This is a genomic window from Sphingobium ummariense RL-3, assembly GCF_000447205.1.
In the GTDB taxonomy this organism is placed as follows: Bacteria; Pseudomonadota; Alphaproteobacteria; order Sphingomonadales; family Sphingomonadaceae; genus Sphingobium; species Sphingobium ummariense.
In genome coordinates this window covers 1-1355 of record NZ_AUWY01000037.1, presented here as the reverse complement: position 1 = coordinate 1355, position 1355 = coordinate 1, and the positions used below count along the sequence as shown (strand labels likewise).

Annotated in this window: 2 protein-coding genes; both read right to left on the bottom strand. The window is 60.3% G+C overall.

From position 1 onward, the window contains the following. Nucleotides 1-104: 104 nt before the first annotated feature. Complete coding sequence (gene linB, locus M529_RS28905) at nt 105-995, bottom strand: haloalkane dehalogenase (RefSeq protein ID WP_021316729.1); 891 nt, start codon at nt 993-995, stop codon at nt 105-107. An 85-nt stretch (nt 996-1080) separates the two neighbouring features. After that, on the bottom strand, nt 1081-1335 hold the full coding sequence (locus tag M529_RS28900) for a hypothetical protein (protein ID WP_007682112.1): 255 nt from the start codon (nt 1333-1335) through the stop codon (nt 1081-1083). Nucleotides 1336-1355 lie beyond the last annotated feature (20 nt).

Genomic DNA, 1355 nt, shown 5'->3' with positions numbered 1-1355 from the left:
AAAATGTCGTCGCTCATGTCGGTCTCTCCTATTGTCCTGCGCGGGTGATCGGCGTCGCCGCGTCTGTGGTTTGTTCGGATCTTAGAAAATGAGCCGGTTCCGGATTATGCTGGGCGCAATCGCCGGACAAACGCCGCAATCGCCGCGCCAATCTCGTCCGGACTGTCCTCCTGGATGAAATGGGCGCCTGCGACCGTGATTTCGGTCTGGTTTGGCCATGTGCGGCAGAAGTCGCGTATTCGGCCCGTGGTCAGGTGTCCCGGCTCGGCGTTGATGAAGAGTTTCGGAATCGGGCTTTCGCTGAGCCAGCCGGCATAGTCCCGGACGATCGCGACCACGTCGGCCGGGGTGCCTGCGATCGGGATTTGGCGAGGCCAAGACAGGGTCGGTCGACGGGCTTCGCCGGCGGCGAGGAAGGGCTCGCGATAGGCGGCCATCTCCGCTTCGCTTAAGGGGCGCAGGATCAATCCGGGGAGAACTTGTTCGACAAAAACATTGTCCTGCAACACCAATTCTTCGCCCGCCTGCGAGCGAAAGGCCTGAAACAGATCGCGAGCCTGTTCGGGAAAATCCGCCCATTCGAGCGGCATGGTGACCGCTTCCATATAGGCAATCCCCTGTACACGCTCGCGGTGGCGGCGGGCCCAGTCGAAGCCGAGGACGGACCCCCAGTCATGCACGACCAGAACAACCCTGTCCCCGAGATCGAGCGCCTCCCACAGCGCGTCGAGATAGTCACGATGCTCGGCATAGGCATAACGCTCGGGCCCCGACGGATCGAGCTTGTCCGAATCGCCCATGCCGATCAGGTCACAGGCGATCAGCCGTCCCAGCCCGGCGCAATGCGGCATGATATTGCGCCACAGATAGGACGACGTCGGATTGCCGTGCTGGAAGAGGATCGGATCGCCGGTCCCTTCATCGATATAGGCCATGCGCCGGCCCTTGATCTCAATGAATTTCTTCTCGCCAAATGGCTTTGCGCCGAGGCTCATCGATATTCTCCTTGAGCGATTTTCTGGTCTGCCCGGTCGGCGATGCATATCGCATGATGAATATCATGTCAATCGAGGAATCGTTCTAGCCATTGCCGTCGAGCGGAGAGTTGCTGCCGGAGCATCGATGGATGACGGCGTAGGCCACGCAGGCGCCTCTCAGGCGGTAGCTTTCCTTAGCCCCGGGCGCATCCGAAAGATCGAGGAAGGTTTTGTGAGTCGGATACCAGACCGCGAGAATCTCATCGATATGTTGAGTGCCCACGGCCTGGCCAAACACGGGCGTGCACCACAGGATCCGCGCGCCGGCTCTGTTGCAAAAATCGTGAAGCTTGAGCATGCTTGGCGGAGATTGGACGG